We start from the raw sequence: 19,189 nt of genomic DNA, 5'->3' as shown, positions 1-19,189 counted from the left end.
CCGGACATTTCGCCCGCCGCGCCGGACAGTTCCCGGCCGCGTCGGACAGTTCCCGGCCGCGACGGGCAGTTCGCCGGTCACGTCGGACAGTTCGGTCTTGGCGATCCGTCACGCAGGTGACGCGCCAGTGGACGAACTGGTCAGACGCCGGCCACGCCGGACGGGTCGCCGGCCACGCGGGACAGTCCGCCGGCCGCGGATACGGGATCACCATGATCGCGCGTTGATCTCTGCGGCAGGGGATCCGGGGGAGGGTTCCCGCTATGTGGGACGTCGCGGCCACATCGTGAGCTTTTCGCGAACCTTGGAGAGTTGTGCCCACATACGAGCCATAACTCTCCAAGGTTCACATCTGGCCCGGAAAACCTGCCGCGCGAAAGCCGCATTATCGGGCAAAAATTGCTCCACAATGGACGGGAGTCCCACATCGCGGACGCTGGGTCCAGGACGTGGCCGCCGGTCTCAGTACGTGGCTGCGAGTCCCACGGATTGGGAGCGCCGCGGGTTGCTCGGCGGCCCGGCGGCCCGGCGGCCCAGTCGACTCTCGTTTCAGTCACCGGAAATATCGGATATGCGCGGTGTGGGCGCGGGTGTCGGCGGGGCCGGGGGCGTATGGCGTACGGGCCTCCGCCCGGCGCCGGTCTGCTACGGGCGCGCCGGTCTCAGTACGTGGCCGAGCGTTCCACGGATTGGAAGCGCCGCGGGTTTGGTCGCTGAGCCCGGTGGCCCGGTGGCCCGGTCGACTCTCGCTTCGGTCGCCGGAAATATCGGATATGCGCGGTGTGGGTGTATGGCGTACAACGCGGTGGCGCGTGCGGCGCGCCGCGGCCTTGCCTGGCAGCGGGTCGCGGCGGCAGCGGCGGAGCCGGGGGCGGTGTGGTGCGGTCGGGGACCGGCGGAGGCGTACCTCTCATGGTTGGCGATGAATTTCGTGGACAGCCAGGCGCTATTTATGAACGCCCAGCGCCTGGATGTCGATCGCTCCGGCCTGGACGTGGACGTTCGTCAGGCGGGGGTTGCGGTAAGTCAGCGCCACGTCGAGCGTGAACGGCAAGTAATAGGCGCCTTCCATCACCTTGTGGTTGATCCTGCGGTAAAGGGACGCCGGGTCGCTTGCGGTCGCCGCCGCGTCGAACAGTTCGTTGATGGACGGGTCGTTGATCTCCGCGCGGTTGGTGTTGCCGTTCTGCTGGATCGCGTCGCCGTTGGCCAGGGGCTCCAGCAGACCGCCGCCCGTCGGATAGTCCGGCGCGAAGCTGCTGATGATGATGCCGTAACCCTTTTCCCGCACCATGTTCGGCGAGCCGCCCTGCGACGAGTCCTCGGCCAGGGCGTACCGGTCGATCTTCGCGTTGATGTTGACCTTCTTGAGCGCCGCCTGCAACGCCTCCGCGACCCGGACGGCGCCCGCGTCGGTGAGCACGGCGATCGTGGTGCCGAACCCGTTCGGTTTGCCGCAGGAGCGGAGCTCGCGCAACGCCAGGTCGATCCGCGGTTTGCCTTGCTTGTGCTGGTACGGGTCGTAGTCCGGCTCCGGTACCGGGGTGCCGGACGGCAGCATGCTGGTGGCGATCGTCCCGGCGAACGGCCCGCCGCGCGCCGCCTGGATGCTTGCCAGGTCGGCGGCGTACATCACCGCGCGGCGGCAGGCGATGTCGCCGAACGGCGCGACCGCGGGGACCAGCGCGGCGAACCACAGGTATCCGCCCGCGACAGCATCGGCGTGCGACATCAACCGCGGGTCCGCGAGCACTCTGCTGCGCGCCGCCGCCTGCACGCCGAGCCCTCCGATGTCGAGATCGACCGTCCCCGCCAGCAGCCGGCGGTCCAGGTCGTCCTGGTTGGTCGTGACGGTGAAGTCGACAGCGTCGGGCAGGGCCTTGCGTATCGGGTCGGTCGCCGGATCCCAGCGGGGGTTGCGCACGAGCCGCGCCGACCGGCCCGGCCGGATGTCGTCGAACATGTACGGACCGGACGAGGCCGGCCTCGCCCCGTATCGCGCCCCGGTGTCCCGTGCGCGCGGTACCGGCCCGGCCGCCGGCATGGCCAGCAGATAGAGGAAATCGGGATCGGGCGCGGCCAGCGAGAACGTGATGGTCTTGTCGTCCGGCGTCCGCACCGATCGCAGCCCCAGCCGGGCCGGGTCCCGGTCCTCGTACGGGCCGGGGTAGTGCTGACCGTTGTCCAAAATGTGCGGCAGGTAATACGGCCCGCCGGTGATCACCTTGGTGGCCCAGGACCGCTCGATCCCGTACTTGATGTCGCGTGTGGTGATCGGTGACCCGTCGTCCCACTTCAGCCCGTCCCGCAACGTGAACGTATAGGTGCGCTTGTCCGCGCTGATCCGGGGCTCGGCCGCGGCCAGGTCCGGAACCAGCTTCCCGCCGTCCGGGCCGGCCGGGCCCGCGTAGTCGACGAGCTTTCGGGTGTAGAGCCGATTCATGTTCCAGACCAACGACAGGTATCCGCGCGCCGGATCCCACGAATCGGCGTCCTGGGCCGACCAGAGGTTGAGCGTTCCGCCCCTGGCCGCGCTCGGATTCACGACCGTCGTGAGTGCCGCGTTGAAACCGGAGGGCGTTTCGCCGCGTTTCGTGTCGTCCTGGCACGCACCTGCCGTCACGCCGAGCGCGACGACGACGCCGGCGGCCACCGTCACTCTTGGCGAGGCCACGACATTGACCGTACGCGGTCCGGCGCGCGCGCCACAGGCATCGAACGGCGTCCGTAAATGACGATTTTCGGGGACCTCGGTTCACCCGCGCCGGAATGGTTGTTCTCATGTTGGGGAGCGGGTTTTCCCTGGTTAGCCTCGTCCCCGACGCCAGAGAACTGGGTAAATGGGGGAAGCAATGACAGAGCCATTTTCCGCCGCCGCACTGCGCGAAACCGTGACCGGGCCGGTGCTGGAGCCCGGCGACGACGGCTACGACGCCGAGGTGGTTTCGTTCAACCTGAACCTGCCGCTTCGCCCGGCGCTCGCCGTCGGCGTGACGAGCGTGGCCGACGTGCAGGCCGCCGTTCGCTTCGCCGCCCGGCACCGGATGCCGGTCGCGGTGCGGGCCAGCGGGCACCAGGCCGCCAAGGACGTGCGGGGTGCCGTCCTGATCAACACGTCCCGGATGGACGGTGTGCGGATCGACGCGCCGAACCGGCGGGCGCGGGTGGAGGCCGGCGTGCTCTGGGCGGCGGCGGTGGCCGCGGCCGCCGAGCACGGGCTGGCCCCGATGAGCGGGTCCGCGCCGACGGTCAGCGCGATCGGTTACACCCTGGGCGGCGGGCAGAGCCCGGTGTTCGGCCGATCCGAAGGGTACGCCGCCGACCACGTGCACCTCGTCGAGATCGTCACCGCCGACGGGCAGCTACGGCAGGTCACCGCCGATTCCGATCCGGATCTGTTCTGGGCGGTGCGCGGCGGCAAGGGCAACATGGGCGTGGTGACCGCGATCGAGTTCGACCTGTTCCCGGTCACCGAGTTCTACGGCGGCGGCCTGCACTTCGCGGGCGAGCGGATGGCCGACGTGCTGCGGGTCTGGCGCACCTGGGCGCCCAGCCTGCCGGAGCAGGCCACCACCTCCGTCGCGGTGCTGCGGTACCCGCCGGTGCCGGATCTGCCGGAGCCGCTGCGTGGTGCGTTCGTGTTGCACGTGCGCTACTCGTACCTGGGGGAGGCCGCCGAGGGGGAGCGGTTGCTCGCCCCGATCCGCGCGGTCGCCGAGCCGCTGATCGACGGGGTGCGGACCCTGCCGTACACGCAGAACGCGCTGATCCACCTGGATCCGCCCGGGCCGGAGGCGTTCTTCGACCGCACCACCACGCTGCGCGAGTTCACGCCCGAGGTGCTCGAGGCGCTGATCGGGTTCGCCGGGCCGGACTCGGGCAATCCGTTGCTGGGCTTGGAGATCCGCGCGCTCGGTGGCGCCCTCGACCGCGAGCCGGCGGTGCCGAACGCGGTACCGAGCCGCGGAATCCCGTACATGATGTGGGGTCTCGGGGTGGGCGGGCAGGATCAGGCGGACCTGCTGGGTAGCTGGCTCGACCGGATGGTCGAGACGTTCGCGCCGTGGGTGTTCGACGAGCGCCGGATGGTGAACTTCCTGTCCAAGGACCAGGCCACCACTGCCGCGCAGGTGCGGCTCGCGTACGGCGCGGAACGCTACGACCGGCTCGCGCGGATCAAACGCCGCGTCGACCCGGACAACGTGTTCCGCCTGAACCACAACGTGGAGCCCGCCTAAAGACTGTCGGTGCGGACCACGGCGCCGATCTCGACGAGTTGTTGCGGCAGCGCCAGCGCGACCACACCGCTGATCGTGCTGGTCGGACGGTGGGTGCCGAAGTACCGGGAGTGGGCCGCCGCGGCCGCGTCGAAGTGGTCGCGCAGGCCCACGACCAGCACGGTGGTCTCCACGACCTGACGCCGGGAGGCACCGAAGTGGGCCAGCACCTTGTCGAGGTTCGCCAGGGCGGCCTCGATCTGGGTGCCGAAGTCGCCCTCGCCGATGAAGGTGCCGTCCGCGTCGTGCGCGAACTGCCCGGCGACGTAGATCGTGTCGCCGACCTGTAACGCCTGGCTGAAGCCGTAGAGGTCTTCCCAGGGAACGTGATACTCGAAAGTGTTCATGAACCCTGGGACGATTTCGGCGCACCCCGGTTCGACGAGGGTGACGACCGCCACGGACCGTTCAGGCAGGCACCACGTACGGGAAGGCGGCGGCCCGCTGCGCCGCGGCCGTGGCGGGCCCCAGACCCGACTGTACGGAGGTGCCGGTCACCAGCGACAGCATGAACTCCGGCGCGTCGTCGGCCATGGTCCGGCCGTTGCGGATGGCGAAGCCGTAGGTGGCCGGGGTGCCGATCACGTACGGCAGCACGTCGGGCAGCAGCTCCGCGGCCACCGTCCGCCCGTAGCCCTGCGGGTCGCCGGACGTCCCGGCGGCCTCCACCACCGCGGCCACCTGGGCGGCGATCGTCGCGCCGTCGCCCGCCATGTCCTGCGACGGGTGCCGGGTGTTCGACGGGTCCGAGAAGTCGGTGTCGCCCGGCCAGAAGATCGGCCACATCATCGGGTGCCCGGCGCGGTTGATCTGCCGGCGCCCGCCGGCGTCGGTGAGAAGTTTGGTGGCGCACCAGACGCCGGTCCGCGCGCCCGGCCGCAACCGCGGGTGCCGGTGCGAGATCTCGAGCACTATCGAATCGACCTTCGTGCCGGCGAAACTGTTCTGCGCCCGCGCGGGGTGCCACTGCGAGAAGTCCGGGGCGGTGCCCTTCGCCACCGCCTCGTTGACGACCGCGAGCAGCGAGAGGTCGATGTAGAACGGATCGGCGATCCGGCCGGCCCACAGGCGGAAGTCGCCGGCCGTCGTCGCGTCGCCGGTCGTGCCCTCCAGCACGCGCTCGCCGGTGGCGGCGTCGTCGCGCGCCTCGTCGCCGGTCAGGGCGTCGAGTCGCAGGGGCTGGCGGCCGCCGGCGCCGGGCTCGTCGAACGACACCCGATAGGTCAGGTCCTCGTTCGCCGACCCGTCCAGGTGGATCTTGAACTCGTACCGCGCCTCGGGGTGGAAACCGGGCTCGGAGTGCTTGCCGGTGATGTCGGAGTTCACGTCCATCACCAGAACGGTGCTGTCGTCGCCCTGGAACACGTACAGATCATCGATGTACAGCGAGCCGTTCTGCGCCGCGAGCGGGGTGTCGAGATGATGGGACATCGCTTCGTCCTTTCGGCGAGGGGTGATGCCTCCTGTCTACGCGTGCCACCAGCGAAAGTTCGCTGTTACGTGGCACACACCTACCGCGCGCGCAGCGCGGCGACCACCACCTGCCGGACCGCGATGATGATCGCGACACCGAGCAGTGTCGTGAGGGCGTTCGGCTCGGCGAGCCGGAGCAGCCCGGCCGCCAGCCAGAAGTCCAGGGCGACCCGCAGTCCGGCCAGCGCGTCGCGCCCGGCCAGCAACGCCAGCGCACCGCTGATCAGCCCGGCCCCGACGCAGAGCAGCGACGCGTACTGCAGCAGCGCCGTCACGGCAGCGTCCCCCGGGTGTCCAGCTCGGCCCGTTCCTCCTTGATCTCGCGGCCCAGGAAGTAGTTCAAGGCGGTGCGGATCGCCGCGATGGCCGCCAGCTCGGCGATCTCCTGCAGGGTCGGGGCGATCGCGGTGCGCAGGATGTCGGAGGCGAGCTGGAATTCGAGCCCCAGCGTGAGGAACCGGCCCATGTCGAGGCGGATGGGGACGAAATAGGCCGTCCTCCGGTCGCGGATCCCGACGATCACGAACCGTACGAACGCCACCATCGCGCCGACGAAGATGATCAGCGCCCCGGCGCCCTCGACCAGGCGTACGAGGAAATCCACCGCCTCGGACAGCCACTGCTCGCCGACGATCTCGTGCATGGGGCCGACACTATCGTCAGGCGACCGCCGGCATGGTCGGCGAAAGGCCGAACATCGCGAACAATGACGGGTCGGCGAAGGTCACGCAGCGGCGGATCAGGCCGTCGCGCACCTCGAACAGCTGCACGGAGTGCGCCTTGTCCCCGGCGTAGGCGGCCAGGCCGGTCCCGCCGTTGACCCGCACCGGCACGAGGTGCCAGTCCGTGCCGCGCCGCACGAACACCCGTCGCATGAACTCGCCGTAGTCGTCGCGGCCGGCCAGCCACAGCGCCACCGGCGGCATCTCCAGCACCACGTCGTCGGCCAGCAGCCGGGTCAGCCGCGGGATGTCGGCGGCCTCGAACGCGGCCAGGTAACGCTCCACCACCTCTCGCTCGTCCGGGTCGGCGGGCTCGCGCAGGTCGTCGAGCACCGGCCCGGCGGCCTGCAGCGTGGCCCGGGCGCGTTGCAAGCTGCTGTTCACCGACGCGACGCTGCTGTCCAGCGCCTCCGCGACCTCGGTGGCCGGTAACTGCAGCACCTCGCGCAGCACCAGGGCGGCGCGCTGGCGGGCGGGCAGCAACTGCAGGGCCGCGACCAGTGCCAGCCGCAGCCCGGCGCGCTGCTGGGCGGCGTCCGCCGGGTCGCCGAGCCGGGCGTCCGGGAACGGCTGCAACCACGGCACGTCGAGGCTCGGCGTCAGCGGCGCGTCCGGCTCGCCTGCGCCGCCCAGCCCGCTCGGCAACGGCCGCCGCGATCGGCCCTCCAGCGCGGTGAGGCAGACGTTGGTGGCGATCCGGTGCAGCCAGGTGCGCAGCGAGGCGCGCGCGGGGTCGTACCGGTCGGCGGCCCGCCAGGCGCGCAGCAGCGTCTCCTGGACCAGGTCCTCGGCCTCCTCGACCGAGCCGACCATCCGGTAGCAGTGCGCCAGCAGGTCGCCGCGGAAGGCCTCGTGCTGCGTCGTCTCGGCCACCGGCGCATTATTTCGCGCCGCGGCGATGAGTTCACCAGCCCCCGCCGGTATGTGTCGGGTGAGAGCGGCCGGACGGGCCGCCCGCAGACGGGAGTTCGTGATGGGCGACGTGATCGTCATTCAGTTCAGCACGCTCGACGGCGTGGTCTCCGACCCGGACGGAAGCTCGGGAACCCCGTATGGGGGCTGGGCGTTCCGGTACGGGTCGGGTCCGGTCAGCGATGACAAATTCCGGCTCGGCGCGCGGATGGAGCAGGGCGTGCAGCTTTACGGAAGGCGTACGTGGGAAAGCTTTTCCAAGGTCTGGCCCGGCCGCGACACCGACTATGCGCGGCTGATGAACGCCGTGCCCAAGCGGGTCGCCACCCGCACCGGCATCGACGCGAGCGCCTGGCCGAACTCGGCGGCGATCGACGGTGACCCGCTCACCTGGGTCAAGAGCGAACGCGAACGCCGCGACATCGTGGTGATCGGCAGCCTGAGCCTGGTGCACGCGCTCGCGGCGGCCGACCTGGTCGACGAGTACCGGCTGATCATCTTCCCGTTGGTGGCCGGCGAGGGCGACCGCCTGTTCGCCGCCGGCGTCCCGGCAAATCTTCAGTTCACCACCGCCGAACCGGTGGGCGCGGGTGTGCTGACGATCGTGCGGCGAGCCGTATAATTTTTCCGAAATATGCCATTATCGGCAGAATGGGAGACGCGATCGGGGCCGTGCTGCCGGCGGCCGTGGGGGTCGCGGTCAGTCCCATCCCGATCATCGCGGTGATCCTGATGCTGACCTCCGCGAAGGCGCGGGTGAACGGGCCGGCGTTCGTGCTCGGCTGGCTTGCCGGTCTGGGCGTGGTCGGGGCGATCGTGCTGCTGGTGGCCGGCTCCGCGGGCGGCGGCTCGACGCGTGCGCCGTCCGCGTGGTCCGGCTGGCTGAAGCTCGGCCTCGGCCTGCTGCTGCTCGTGGTCGCGGCCCGGCAGTTCCGGTCCCGCCCGCGCGGCGACCAGGAGCCGGAAATGCCGCGCTGGATGGCCCGCGTCGACCGGATCAGCCCGCTCGCCGCCGCCGGATTCGCCGTCGCGCTCTCCGCCGCGAACCCCAAGAACCTGCTCCTGGCGATCAGCGCGGCCGCGTCCATCGTCGCCACCGGCATCTCCGGCGCGCAACAGGCCATCGCGTACGTGATCTTCGCGGTGATCGCCAGCCTGAGCGTCGGCATCCCCGTCGGGCTGTATCTGGTCCTCGGTCAGCGCTCGCAGCGGATGCTGGCGGCCCTCAAGGACTGGATGAGCCACAACAACGCCGTCATCATGGCGGTCCTGTGCCTGGTCTTCGCGGCGAAACTGATCGGCGAGGCGATCAGCCTGCTCACCTGAGCCCTAACAGAAGCGCGGCAGGTGATGGGCCAGCTGCGCCCGCCACGACGGCCAGTCGTGCGGCACGTCGTAACCCCACAGATCCAGTTCGTGCCGTACGCCCTTGGCGGTCAGCAGCCCGGCCATCCGCCGCGTCGAGTCGAGCGACCCGGTGGTGTCCTCCCACTGCCCCTGCCCGCAGACGAGCAGCAGCGAAAGCCGCGACCGCAACCAGTCGAGGTGGTCGCCGTGCAGGTTCGCCACGTACGCCATCGGGTTGTTGAAGTAGAGCGCGTCGCCCTGCTCACCCCAGCCCCGCCAGGTCGCCGGGTCGTAGTTGCCGGAGAAGCAGAGCGCCAGCGGAAACAGGTCGGCCCGCTTGAACGCGAAGTTCAGGGCGTGGAACGCGCCCAGCGAGCACCCGGCCGTCACGATCTCGGTGGCTCCGTCGCTGTCCGCCGCGATGTGCGGCACCACGGCGTCGAGGATCCACGACTCGTACGCGCCGTGCCGCCGGGCGCGTTCCTCCAGCGGAAGATGACCGGCCGACCAGGTCCCGCCGTCGAACGAGTCCACGCCGTACAGCTTGACCCGGCCCGCGTCGATGAGGTCGGCGACCGCGGCCACCATGCCGCGGTCGGCGAACTCGCTCGCATGCCCGCTCTCGCTGGGAAACATCAGGACCGGGCGCCCGTAGTGGCCGTACGCGGCCAGCCTGCCGCGGGCGCCGTCCGGAGATTGAAGTTCCGCCATATAGTGCCGCACGACCTCATCATCCAGGTCGTGTCTACCTGTTCCAGGGAGCGACCCGGTGCTGATAGCTGTACCGCGGCTCCCAATGCCCCCGGCGTGCGTGCCGGGCAAGCCCCATGAACAGGAAGAACAGCGGGATGATCGGCCAGAAGAAGTGCGCCCCGGACAGGATCCACAGCCCGGTCAGGATCGCGGTGATGGACAGGACGACGGTGGCGTGCCGGGCCAGTCCCCGCCGCAGCTCGGGGGTTTCCACCGGCGCGCGCCGGCCGGCGTCCGGGAGATCGGCCGTCAGCGGCCCCAGCTCGTCGCGGAATTTCGCGGCGTACGCGGCGGCCAGCCGCTCCTCGCCCTCCTCCAGCGTCAGGCGCCCCTCGGTCATCGCGGCGCGCAGGGTCCCGGCGATCTGCTCGCGCTCGGTGTCGGAGGTCCGCAGGCGCTTCGGCCCGGACCATGTCTCGTTGCTCATCGCTCCTCCAAGGGCTGGCTTCGTGCCTCAAGAGTCGCCTGTATCGACCGCCGTCACGTCGCCCCGGCGGCGCATCTTCCGGGAGGCTTTCCACCCCTTCAACCCCGCTCCCGTACGCCTGGAGAACCATCACACCCGCAATCCCGTACGCCCGGGGGAGTACCTGTCGGGTCAAGCGGCAGGCGGGTCGTCCGGCGGCGGCGGTTCGGCACGCGGGTCGCCGCCGTAGTGCAGGTCGGGTCGCCACGGTGACTCCGAGCGTTCCACGTCCGGGCGCGTCGGTGGCTTCGAGCGGTTCCGGTCCGGCCATGCCGGTGGCTTCAAGCGGCTCCCGTCCGGACGTGGCGGTGGCTTCGGGCGTCTGCGGTCCGGCAGGGGCGGCGGCTCGGCGTAGCGTTCGATGTAGGCCGCCCACCGGCGTACCAGGGCCTTGGCCTCGGCGCGCGGCATCGGCCCGGTGCGTCGGCGCTGACCCTCCACATCGAACGGGCTGATCACGTAGGCGACCACCGGCCACCGGTTCGTCGCGATCCGCCACGGCAGCACCACGATCGTCGCGAGCAGGGCACCCGCCCAGGACAGCATCTCGGCGCTCTCGTCCGCCCGTAGACCGTAGGGGTCGTACGCGTGCAGCCCGGCCCGCCGCGTCGGCCGCCAGGCGAGCCGGTGCCGCCCGACCCGCCACAGTGTCCACTCGCCGGCCCGCGACCGCGCCATCACCAGCACACCCTCATGCTCCTCCGGGCCGGCAAGCCGGCCTCCGGCCGAGTCATGGTTTCCCGCGAGACGCTGGTATCGCGGCTGGCGACAGCCCTCGACGAGTAAGTCCTAGCCGTGGTGGTGGGCGGTGAGTGCCCTGGTCACAGCCTGGCCGGTGGTGTGGTGGTGCCAGAGCTGACGCGCTGTGGCGATCCGCTCGCGGCCAGGCTGTCCCACTATGTGGACACCGCGGTCACATCGTGGATTTTTGTGAACCTTGGCGAGTTGCGCCCACATACGAGCCGTAACTCTCCAAGGTTCACATTCGGCCGGAGAAAGCTGTCGGGCGAAAGCCTCGTTACGCGACAAAAGTATTCTCTACAATGGACTTTGATCCCACATTGCGAACGGTGGGTCCATGATGCGGGCGCTGGTCTCAGCAGGCGGTCGCCCGTCTCACGGAATGGAAGCAGGCGCAGCCGCGCGCCGAGCCCAGCCGTCCAACGGCTCAGCCCATCCGAGAAATATCTGGAAATGTCGGATATGCGGGAGCGATGGCGGCGCCCAGCGATCACCCGCTGGCGGCCCTCTCGGTGCTGTTCGGAATCCCGGCCGCCGGTTTCGTCGTGGCGTGCCTGGCGGGCTGATCCGGCGATCAGACTTCGGCGGGCTGCTGCTCCTGGCCCAGATCGACGAGGTGGATGCGGGGGTCGTCGGCGAAGCGGACCTCGTACGCCGCGGGCGGGCCGGACTGCGGCCAGCGCGCCCCCACCACCGTGGCCGTCCGCGTGCCGAGGCTGACGTGCGCGCCCGGCACCTTCAGCCGGTGCGCCGCGAGCAGCACCGCGTCGAGGGTCTGGCGGGCGCCCGGCAGCGAGGACCGCAGGCTCGCCGCCCGCAGCTCGCGGCCCAGGGTGATCGTCGCCTCGGCGCGCGGGTCACCGGCGTCGACGGCGGCCTCGACCCGGCTCCACAGCCGCCACTCGTCGTCGTCGGCCACCGCGCGGGCACCCCGGTCGAGGGCCGCGCACGTGATGTCGACGGCCGTCTCCTCGCCCAGCTCGGCCACCCACGCCAGCTCCTCGGCGGCGGGCAGCAGATCGGCCGACTCGTGCGCCACCACGGCGTACAGCATCGCCAGGACCGTCTGCCGGTCGCGGCCGTCGTAGAGCCGCCCGGCCGGGGTGTGCAGGCGCGGGAAGCGGGCCGTCAGGTGGGCGGCACGGCCCAGTGGGGGAGCGGCGGCGTCGCGGGTGTCGCTCACGCGGGCGTGGAACGGGCGTTGTTCGCGGTGGGCGAACATCAGCGCGCGGTGCGGGTCGGCGATCAGGCGTGCGGCGACCGAGTAAGGCACTCCCATCTGGGCCGCGAGGGCCCGGATGGCGCGCCTGCGGGCCCGGTCGTTGGCCTGGCGACGGCGTTCTGCAGCGGTCATGGCGCCCCCTTCGATGCGGCCATCGTAGGTTCTTCGTTGTACGTTGGTGGGGCAGCCGCGCCTGCACGAGCGTGCGAGCCCCCCACGCGGGCCCGCGTCCACGCCAAGAGGCTCTGACTCAGCGCACACCACCCTGACGCGCGCCCGCGTGCGCCCACCGGGTGGGGTGCGTGGGCCCTCGCCGCGAGGACGTGAGTGTCGTGTTCGAACGGTTTACCGATCAGTCCCGCCGGGTCGTCGTCCTGGCGCAGGAGGAGTCCCGCCTCCTCGATCACCACTACATCGGCACCGAACATCTGCTGCTCGGCATGATCAGCGAGGGCGAGAGCGTGGCCGCGCAGGCCCTGGCCGCCGTGGACGTGACGCTCGAGGCCGCCCGGGCCAAGGCCGCGGAGTCCGCCGGCGAGGGCCACGAGCCGGCGGGTGGCGTGCACGTGCCGTTCACCCCGGCGGCGAAGGACGTCCTCGAGCTGTCCCTGCGGGAGGCTCTCAAGCTGGGGCACAACCACATCGGCCCCGAGCACATCCTGCTCGGCCTGCTCCGCGAGGGCGCGAACGTCGCGGTCGCGATCCTGGCCGCGCTGGGTGCCGACCCTCGAGGCGTACGGGAAAAGGTCTTGTGGTTGTTGTCCGGCCATCCCGCGCTGAGTGCCCCGCCGCCGGCCAGCTCGGCGGTGCTCGACCAGTACGGCGAGAACCTCACGCAGCGCGCCCGCGACGGCGGCCTCGACCCGGTGGTCGGCCGCGACCGCGAGATCGACCGGATCATGGTGGTGCTGTCGTGCCGCACCAAGAACAACCCGGTCCTGGTGGGCGAGCCCGGCGTCGGCAAGACCGCCGTGGTGGAGGGGCTGTGCCGGCGCATCGTGGCCGGTGACGTGCCCGAGACGCTGCGCGCCAAGCAGGTCTACACGCTCGACCTGGGCTCGCTGGTGGCCGGCTCGCGCTACCGCGGCGACTTCGAGGAACGCCTCAAGAAGGTGGTCAAGGAGTGCCGCACCCGCGGCGACGTCATCCTGTTCATCGACGAGATCCACACGCTGGTCGGGGCGGGCGCGGCCGAGGGCGCGATCGACGCCGCATCGATCCTCAAGCCGATGCTGGCCCGCGGCGAACTGCAGACGATCGGCGCGACCACCACCGCGGAATACCGAAAATACTTCGAGAAGGACGCCGCGCTGGCCCGCCGCTTCCAGGCCGTCCCGATCGGCGAGCCCACCTCCGCCGAGGCCGTGGAGATTCTCAAAGGCCTCCGGCGGCGGTACGAGGAGTATCACCACGTCTCGTACACGGATGTCGCCCTGTCCACCGCCGTGCGCCTGGCCGACCGGTACGTCGCCGACCGCTTCCTGCCGGACAAGGCGATCGACCTGATCGACGAGGCCGGCGCGTGGGCGCACGTCCGCGCGTCCGGCGACGGCCGGGTCGGCGGCGAGCAGATCGCCGAGGTGCTGGCGGGCTGGTCGGGCATCCCGGTGCAGCGGCTCACCGAGGAGGAGACGTCGCGGCTGCTGCGGATGGAGGACGAGCTGCACAAGCGGGTCGTCGGCCAGGAGGAGGCGGTGCGGGCGGTGTCCCGGGCGATCCGGCGCACCCGGGCGGGCCTCAAGGACCCGGCGCGGCCTGCCGGGTCGTTCATCTTCGCCGGCCCGTCCGGCGTCGGCAAGACCGAGCTGTCCAAGGCCCTGGCCGAGTTCCTGTTCGGCTCGCCGGACGCGCTGATCCCGCTGGACATGTCCGAGTTCCACGACCGGCACATGGTGTCGCGGCTGGTCGGCGCCCCGCCCGGGTACGTGGGTTACGACGAGGGCGGGCAGCTGACCGAGAAGGTCCGGCGCAAGCCGTTCTCGGTGGTGCTGTTCGACGAGATCGAGAAGGCGCACCCGGACGTGTTCCACACGTTGCTGCAGATCCTGGAGGACGGCCGGCTGACCGACGGCCAGGGCCGGGTGGTGGACTTCAAGAACACGGTGATCATCCTGACCACCAACCTGGGCACCCGGGACGCGTCGAAGCCGTTGTCGCTGGGCTTCCAGGCCACCGAGGGCGTACGGGACCGGATGGCGGCCAAGGTGCACGACGCGTTGAAGGAGCACTTCCGTCCCGAGTTCCTGAACCGCATCGACGACACCATCGTGTTCCCGCGGCTGACCGAGGCGGAGATCCTCGCCATCGTCGACGTGCTGCTGGCCCGTGTCGACCTGCGCCTGCGCGACCGGGGGATGGGCGTCGAGGTGACCGCCGCGGCCCGCCGCCACCTCGCGGAGCGGGGCTTCGACGCGGCGCTGGGGGCGCGGCCGCTGCGGCGCACGATCCAGCGCGAGGTGGAGGACGTCCTGGCCGAACGCATCCTGCAGGGCGAGCTGCGCCCGGGCCGGGTGACCGGGATCGACGTCGCGGACGCCACATTGGTCTTTCACGAGCGGGCGGAGGGTGCCGTGCGGGCGCTTTCCTGAGCGGGCAGGGCCTGGCGGAGGCGTACGGCCAAGGGTTTGACGACGTCAGGCAAGGCGGGCCGTGCGATACCCGGCGGGTGCGACCGGGGAATTCCTCATCCGCCTGCTCCTGACCAGGACGACGAACCCGGAACCCGGACGACGGCCGAGGTAGCGTTTGCGTGACGCAACACGCAAGGAGTGCCGCAATGCAGACGAAGTATTGGGTTGCGCCCCGGTTCGGCGACCTCGAGCTCGCCGACATCGAGGTGCCCGCCCCGGGACCGGGCGAGGTCACCATCGACATCCGCGCGGTGGGGATGAACCCGACCGACTTCAAGGCCATCGCCCCCGGCGGCGACCCGTCCCGCTTACCGATCCGTATCGGCCAGGAGATCGCCGGAGTCATCGCGGCCGTCGGTCCGTCGGCCGGCGCCCACGCGGTCGGCGACGAGGTCCTCGCGTTCCGCGTGCAGGGCGGGTACGCGCAGCGGCTCACCGTCCCCGCCCGCACCGTCTTCGCCAAGCCCCCGTCGCTGCCGTTCCCGGAGGCCGCGAACCTGCTCCTCGCCGGCACGACGGCCGCCGACATGATGCGGGTCATCGGCGTCCAGAAGGACGATCACGTCCTGGTGCACGGCGCTTCCGGCGCGGTGGGCGTCGCTCTCTTACAGTTGCTGCGGATCGCGGGTGCGCGGGCGATCGGCACGGCATCCGCCACACGAGCCGATGTTGTACGCCGATTCGGCGGTACCCCCGTCGAGTACGGAAGCGGGCTCGCCGACCGGGTTCGCGCGCTCGCACCCGACGGCGTGGACGCGTCGTTCGACTGCGTCGGCACCGACGAGGCCCTGGACGTGTCGCTCGAGCTCGTCCCCGAGCCGTCCCGGATCGTCACGATCGCGGCGTCCGCCCGGGCGAGGCGCGAGGGCATGAAGGCCGTGGCCGGCGCCGACCCGGAAAGCGCGGTGTTCCGCGACTCCCAGCGGCAGCGGCTCATCGACCTGGCCGGCGCCGGCGACCTGATCGTGCCGGTCGCCCGGACCTTCCCGTTCGCGGACGCCAGGGAAGCGCTCAAGGTGCTGAGGTCCGGCCACCCGGGCGGCAAGCTGGCGCTCATCATCTGACCACGTCTCATGATTAGCTGAGGGCCGTGCCATCCACCGTGGCACGGCCCCTCTTTTCTGTCTGCGCTCGGCGTCCATGTCGCCGCGTCGGCCGGCTAGCCGTCCCCGGGCCCCGTCGGCTTTCCTCGATTGCGTGGGAAATGCGAAAAGCCGCCGGAGTCTTTCTTGAGACAGCGTCGGCGGTGCTGAGTGAGGGGGCAGCATCGCCGACGCTGTGAGCCGGAATAATGGGCATCGGTTCGGCGCAGACGGCATCATTGCGCGGTGGACGGACCATTTGTCATCGCGGCGATCCCGCAGGCGCGTTTGACCTCGGTCGAGGCGTTGCTGGACCGCTCGGTGCCTGCCTTCTACCCGCACACCGTCAACCAGCTGAGCGGGCGGCAGCCGTTCGCTGCGGACTGTCAGATCGTGCGGGCCGGGCCGATCACCGTCGCAGACGCCACGCCCGGCGCCGACATCCGGATGGACTTCTTCGAGGGCCGCACCGGGTACCACGTCAACATTCCGCTGTCCGGCGGCTTCCGGGCCCGCCACCGCGGTGTCGACCACGCCGCCGCGGCGCAGACCGCCGTGGTCTACCGGCCGGACGGCGAGGCGGTCGTCACCGACTGGACCGCCGGCACGCACCTCCTGGCGGTGAAAATCGACCGCGCCGCCGTTGAACGAACCCTTGACCACACCCTTCTCAGCCAGAGCGACATGGTCACGTCCAGCGTCGACGTGCGCGCCGGGCACGGCCGCAGCTGGTTACGGCTGCTGCGGCAACTGACCACGCAACTCGGTGACCCGGACAGCGTGCTGCACCAACCGGTCGCCGCGGCGCCGTTCGTGGAGACCGTCCTCAGCGGGTTCCTGATGATCGCCAGTCCGGCCTACCGCGAAGCCCTCGAGCGGCCCGCGGAACCGGCCCGGCCCGCCGCCGTACGCGACGCCACCGACATCATCGAGGCCGAGGCGCATCTGCCGTTGACCACCGCCGAGATCGCCCGCCGCTGCCACGTCAGCGTCCGCACCCTGCAGGAGGGCTTCCGACGCCACCTCGGCGTCGCCCCGATGGCATACCTGCGTTCGGTACGCCTCGCCCGGGCACACGCCGAGCTGAGCGCCGCCGACCCCGCCCGGCACACGGTCGGTACGATCGCCCGCCGCTGGGGCTTCACGACCTGACCCGCTTCGCCAACCAGCACCGCACCGCGTTCGGGGAATTCCCGGCCGCGACTCTTCGCCGCGCAGCCGTCGTGGATATCAGTGGCAAAGGGTCACCGTTCCGGAACCGGCGAGCGGGACCGCATCAACAGCGATGGTGATCGATACTGCATACATGACCGATTCCGCGGCCAAGTGGCACGGCCGTCCGTGGTGGCAGTTCGTCGGTGTGTTGCTCGCGGCCGCCGCGCTGGTGGTGGCGATCCTCCAGCTGGTGGCCACGCCCGGCGACAGCCCGCCACCGCTCGCCGCACCCGTGTCCGTGTCGGCGGCCACGCCGGTCGCCTCCGCGAGCGTGCCGGGCACCCCCGCCGCCGTGCCGGTCACCTCCGCGGCGACGTCCGCGCCGCCGGAGGGAACCGTCAGGTGGCAGGGGCCGATCACGTTCCGGGCCGAGTTCGACACCTCGACCGACCTCGACAAAGTGCCGCCCCGCAGCACTACGGTGGATGAGGAGGGCGACGTCCACGCGGGCGGGGTGAACGCGATGGAGGAGACTCAAGGGCCGGTCACCGACTACGACCAGGGGAGCCGGATCGCCGAGTGGACCGGGGACGGCCGGCCCGAATTCGCGGCCTGCCGGGATCGCGCGCTGGCCGGTGGCAGCACCGAGGTCACCGACGTCCACCGCGGCACCGTGTTGTGTGTGGCCACCGACAAAGGCAACGTCGCACGCCTCACGATCACCCGCGTGATCAAGTTCAAGGGTTTCGAGGCCGACGCCGTGGTGTGGAACGCCCCTCGGTAGGGCCGGATGAAGCCCCCCTTCACCCGGCCCTGCCGTCAAGCGGACAGAAGGGCCTTGGCCTGCTTCGCGTGGCCGTCGGCGAGGACCTCCTTGTCGCCCGCGGCGACGCCGTCCAGTCCCGCCTTCGCGATCGGGCCCGGGTCGCTCTTCAGCTCGTCCGGGACGAAGGCGGCGAGGTCGGTGAACATCCAGCCCATGAGCAGGGTGGTCAGGGTGATGCCGCGCGGTTCGAGCTCCTGGCGCAGCGAGTCGGCGGCGGCCCAGCTCGCCGCCTTCGCCGCGCCGTACGCGCCCTCGCTGACCGTGTGGTACCAGGACATCGCGGAGAGGACGTCGAGGATCGCCCCGCCGCCGTTGGCCTCGATCACCGGTACGAAGGCCCGGATCACCGCGAGCTGGGCGAAGTAGTTCGACTCCATCTCGGCACGGATCTCGTCCATCGTGCCGGTGAGCAGCGAGGTCTGGGTGAGGATGCCGGCGTTGTTGATGAGCAGCGTGACGTCGCCGGCGGTCGAGGCGGCGCGTTGCACGGCCGCCGGGTCGGTGACGTCCATCTCGACCGCGATGGCGCCGGTCAGGTCGAACGCGGCCGGGTTGCGCACGCCGGCGTACACCTTGGCGCCGCGTTCCAGTAGCTGGGTAGCGAAGTGGCGGCCGATGCCGCGATTGGCGCCGGTGATGAAAGCGACCGAAGAGGAAAGGTCCATGCCGGAAAAATTATGGCCGCCGGCCGTCGTGGTCGAGGCGACGGACGATCCGTGCAGGAAATGGCGCTGCCGACGAGAAAGTCATGCAGAAAACGGCGGCCGGTGGTCGTGCCGGAAACCGTCCGGCGTCGTCTCGAATCGCTGCTGGAAGGCGCGATAAAAAGTGCGGACGTTGGGGAAACCCGTCATCGCCGCGACCTGCTTTATCGAAAGCCCGGCCTGCGCCGGATCGGCCAGAATGTCGCGTGCCGTCCCGAGCCGCAGCGTGCGGACATAGGCGCCGGGTGTCGTGCCGGCGCGTTCGAAAAGGTGATAGATGTGCCGCGCCGAGACATGATGCAGACGGGCGAGATCGTCGACGGTGAGCGAATCCGCCAGATGATCGCGGACGTAGGCCTGCAGCAGATCCAGGAACACGGGATCGGACGCATCGGGCATCGCCGTCCGGGTGTCCCGCAGCGCCATGGTGAGCAGCACGATCGCCGCTTCGCCCGCGTCGGCCCGCTGCCGCGGGCTGAGACCGGCCGCGGACGCGTCCAGTTGGTGCAGATAGCGGCCCAGCAGGGCGGTCGCCGGGGAGCGGGTGCTCAGCCCGGGGCCGGTGTCGCCGACGTCTCGGGCCGCCGCCGGCAGCGCGTCGCGGGAGAATCTCAGGACCTGCGCCTGGCTGTCCCCGCGCATCTGCAGTTCCCACTCGTGGCCTGCCTGGTACAGAACCGCGGTCCCGGCGCTCAGCGAGGCGTCCCATCCGTCCTGACGGGCACGGAAGTCACCGCGCAGGCCCACCGATAAAATCATCATCTCGTTTCCGGTGGACGTCGCCGCGAGACGGGCGGTCCGCACCTTCCGGAAAGAACCGGTGGTCGACAATCGCGTCAGACCAATTGATCCACTGAGATCCTGATCCGTCATGCGAAC

The 19,189-nt window shown here is 70.7% G+C and carries 19 protein-coding genes; 7 read left to right on the top strand and 12 right to left on the bottom strand.

Translation table 11 applies throughout. The features are described from left to right. Positions 1–946: 946 nt before the first annotated feature. Positions 947–2,674 carry an ABC transporter substrate-binding protein gene (locus HH310_RS16915; protein ID WP_169176507.1) on the bottom strand — a complete coding sequence of 576 codons (1,728 nt, stop codon included), beginning with the start codon at positions 2,672–2,674 and terminating at the stop codon, positions 947–949. A gap of 178 nt (positions 2,675–2,852) precedes the next feature. Between HH310_RS16915 and HH310_RS16910 the strand changes: the two genes are divergently transcribed. Further along, entirely contained in the window at positions 2,853–4,238 is a 1,386-nt protein-coding gene (locus HH310_RS16910; protein ID WP_169176506.1) for an FAD-binding oxidoreductase, read from the top strand. On the opposite strand, the gene HH310_RS16905 is transcribed toward HH310_RS16910, so the two are convergent. The 5 genes from HH310_RS16905 to HH310_RS16885 all read right to left on the bottom strand — a co-directional run bounded on the left by HH310_RS16905 (position 4,235) and on the right by HH310_RS16885 (position 7,372). Beyond that, positions 4,235–4,624 (bottom strand): Rid family hydrolase, encoded by a 390-nt coding sequence (locus tag HH310_RS16905; protein WP_169176505.1) that lies wholly within the window; start codon positions 4,622–4,624, stop codon positions 4,235–4,237. The two genes, HH310_RS16910 and HH310_RS16905, sit on opposite strands and share 4 nt — an antisense overlap. 61 nt (positions 4,625–4,685) lie before the next feature. Beyond that, positions 4,686–5,708 carry a DUF4331 family protein gene (locus tag HH310_RS16900; RefSeq protein WP_169176504.1) on the bottom strand — a complete coding sequence of 341 codons (1,023 nt, stop codon included), beginning with the start codon at positions 5,706–5,708 and terminating at the stop codon, positions 4,686–4,688. Between the two features lie 80 nt (positions 5,709–5,788). Next, positions 5,789–6,025, bottom strand: coding sequence for a hypothetical protein (locus tag HH310_RS16895; protein WP_169176503.1), 237 nt, complete (start codon positions 6,023–6,025; stop codon positions 5,789–5,791). Further along, positions 6,022–6,393, bottom strand: coding sequence for a DUF1622 domain-containing protein (locus tag HH310_RS16890; RefSeq protein WP_169176502.1), 372 nt, complete (start codon positions 6,391–6,393; stop codon positions 6,022–6,024). The genes HH310_RS16895 and HH310_RS16890 overlap by 4 nt, the downstream gene beginning before the upstream one ends. Positions 6,394–6,409: 16 nt before the next feature. After that, positions 6,410–7,372 carry an RNA polymerase subunit sigma-70 gene (locus tag HH310_RS16885; RefSeq protein WP_396027524.1) on the bottom strand — a complete coding sequence of 321 codons (963 nt, stop codon included), beginning with the start codon at positions 7,370–7,372 and terminating at the stop codon, positions 6,410–6,412. Between the two features lie 73 nt (positions 7,373–7,445). Between HH310_RS16885 and HH310_RS16880 the strand changes: the two genes are divergently transcribed. Then, complete coding sequence (locus tag HH310_RS16880) at positions 7,446–8,006, top strand: dihydrofolate reductase family protein (protein WP_169176500.1); 561 nt, start codon at positions 7,446–7,448, stop codon at positions 8,004–8,006. A gap of 29 nt (positions 8,007–8,035) precedes the next feature. Further along, positions 8,036–8,710, top strand: a complete 675-nt coding sequence (locus tag HH310_RS16875) for a GAP family protein (protein WP_169176499.1) — start codon at positions 8,036–8,038, stop codon at positions 8,708–8,710. Positions 8,711–8,713: 3 nt separating this feature from the next. Here HH310_RS16875 and HH310_RS16870 read toward each other — a convergent pair whose 3' ends face one another. The 4 genes from HH310_RS16870 to HH310_RS16855 all read right to left on the bottom strand — a co-directional run bounded on the left by HH310_RS16870 (position 8,714) and on the right by HH310_RS16855 (position 12,045). Further along, a complete protein-coding gene (locus HH310_RS16870; protein ID WP_312034142.1) occupies positions 8,714–9,454 on the bottom strand; it encodes an alpha/beta hydrolase-fold protein in 741 nt (246 codons plus the stop codon). Positions 9,455–9,476: 22 nt separating this feature from the next. Then, on the bottom strand, positions 9,477–9,911 hold the full coding sequence (locus HH310_RS16865; protein ID WP_169176498.1) for a DUF1707 domain-containing protein: 435 nt from the start codon (positions 9,909–9,911) through the stop codon (positions 9,477–9,479). A 171-nt stretch (positions 9,912–10,082) separates the two neighbouring features. Then, entirely contained in the window at positions 10,083–10,631 is a 549-nt protein-coding gene (locus HH310_RS16860; RefSeq protein WP_169176497.1) for a hypothetical protein, read from the bottom strand. A 634-nt stretch (positions 10,632–11,265) separates the two neighbouring features. Further along, positions 11,266–12,045 carry a hypothetical protein gene (locus HH310_RS16855; protein WP_169176496.1) on the bottom strand — a complete coding sequence of 260 codons (780 nt, stop codon included), beginning with the start codon at positions 12,043–12,045 and terminating at the stop codon, positions 11,266–11,268. A 200-nt stretch (positions 12,046–12,245) separates the two neighbouring features. Between HH310_RS16855 and HH310_RS16850 the strand changes: the two genes are divergently transcribed. From HH310_RS16850 to HH310_RS16835, 4 genes are all read left to right on the top strand, one after another. Then, on the top strand, positions 12,246–14,501 hold the full coding sequence (locus HH310_RS16850) for an ATP-dependent Clp protease ATP-binding subunit (RefSeq protein ID WP_169176495.1): 2,256 nt from the start codon (positions 12,246–12,248) through the stop codon (positions 14,499–14,501). A 188-nt stretch (positions 14,502–14,689) separates the two neighbouring features. Next, positions 14,690–15,607, top strand: coding sequence for an NADP-dependent oxidoreductase (locus HH310_RS16845; RefSeq protein ID WP_169176494.1), 918 nt, complete (start codon positions 14,690–14,692; stop codon positions 15,605–15,607). Between the two features lie 264 nt (positions 15,608–15,871). Continuing rightward, positions 15,872–16,777: an AraC family transcriptional regulator gene (locus HH310_RS16840; protein ID WP_169176493.1), complete on the top strand. Its 906-nt coding sequence runs from the start codon at positions 15,872–15,874 to the stop codon at positions 16,775–16,777. Positions 16,778–16,931: 154 nt separating this feature from the next. Continuing rightward, the gene (locus HH310_RS16835; RefSeq protein WP_169176492.1) at positions 16,932–17,564 is read left to right on the top strand and encodes a hypothetical protein; all 633 of its coding nucleotides are present in this window, start codon (positions 16,932–16,934) and stop codon (positions 17,562–17,564) included. Positions 17,565–17,599: 35 nt separating this feature from the next. Here the strand turns inward: HH310_RS16835 and HH310_RS16830 are convergent, their stop codons facing one another. Continuing rightward, the gene (locus tag HH310_RS16830) at positions 17,600–18,271 is read right to left on the bottom strand and encodes an SDR family oxidoreductase (protein ID WP_169176491.1); all 672 of its coding nucleotides are present in this window, start codon (positions 18,269–18,271) and stop codon (positions 17,600–17,602) included. 81 nt (positions 18,272–18,352) lie between these two features. Beyond that, positions 18,353–19,183 (bottom strand): AraC family transcriptional regulator, encoded by an 831-nt coding sequence (locus HH310_RS16825; RefSeq protein ID WP_248294091.1) that lies wholly within the window; start codon positions 19,181–19,183, stop codon positions 18,353–18,355. Between the last annotated feature and the right edge of the window lie 6 nt (positions 19,184–19,189).

This window comes from Actinoplanes sp. TBRC 11911 (genome assembly GCF_012933445.1).
In the GTDB taxonomy this organism is placed as follows: domain Bacteria; phylum Actinomycetota; class Actinomycetes; order Mycobacteriales; family Micromonosporaceae; genus Actinoplanes.
The sequence above is the reverse complement of the archived record's forward strand: the minus strand, read 5'-3'. Positions and strand labels throughout refer to the sequence as shown.